General features: G+C 57.4%; 2 protein-coding genes. Both read left to right on the forward strand.

All coding sequences use genetic code 11. The features are described 5' to 3' along the window. Positions 1–483 (forward strand): type IV toxin-antitoxin system AbiEi family antitoxin domain-containing protein (locus tag J2I46_RS32630; protein WP_207333310.1); only part of this gene is annotated, 483 nt, incomplete at its 5' end. Continuing rightward, a partial coding sequence (locus J2I46_RS33415; RefSeq protein ID WP_207333311.1) for a nucleotidyl transferase AbiEii/AbiGii toxin family protein occupies positions 480–859 on the forward strand: 380 nt, incomplete at its 3' end. The genes J2I46_RS32630 and J2I46_RS33415, both read left to right, overlap by 4 nt.

Consider the following 859-nt stretch of genomic DNA (forward strand, 5'->3'; position numbering starts at 1 on the left):
CTGGAGGAGGGGGTGGTTCTTAAGGTAAAACGGGGCGTCTATAAGTGGCAGTCTGCCGACCAGAGTGAGCTGCCCGAAGTGGCCGGTATTGTGCCCAACGGGGTGCTTTGCTTGCTCACCGCCGCCACGCAGTACGAGCTGACCACCTTTGTGGCCTCAGCCTACCAGGTTGCCATTCCCCGAAAGGCTAAAGTAATTCTGCCGGTCTATCCCCCCATTCAGCTCTACTACTGGAATAAGACCGCCTATGAGCTGGGACGTACTACGGTTGTCCTTGACGGAGCCAGCCTGCCCATCTATGACCCAGAAAAAACGGTGTGTGACTTTCTGCGGCAACGCCACAAACTGGGCCCGGATCTAGCCAAAGAAGTGCTGACAACCTACCTGGGGCGACCGGATCGCCAGGTAGCCCGGCTGGTAGACTACGCGGGGCAGCTGGGCCTGGGTCATTATATCGACAAGACGCTAAACCTGCTGCTGTGAAAAATACAATCGCCTCCATCCAGCATCAGCTCAAGGAGCTTGCCGTGGCCGATGGGAAAGCCTATCAGCTGATACTAACGCGCTACTTTCAGAAGCGGTTACTGTTTCGGCTGGCGGCTTCGGCCTACAGTGCCCAGTTCTGTTTGAAAGGCGGCCCCCTGCTTTACGCCCTGGAGCAGGAAAAGAGTCGGCCTACGCTGGATATTGATTTGCTAACCGTAAGCCTGAGCCGCCAAACCGAGCAGCGGCCCCAGATATTCGCTCAGATCAGTGGCCTGGATTACCCACCAGACGGGGTGGTATTTGACGCCGCTACCCTGAAAGGCGAGCCAATTAAAAAGGCGGGCCCATATCCGGGGGGGCGCCTGAAGCTGCT

The sequence above is a fragment of the Fibrella forsythiae genome (assembly GCF_017353175.1).
Lineage (GTDB): Bacteria > Bacteroidota > Bacteroidia > Cytophagales > Spirosomataceae > Fibrella > Fibrella forsythiae.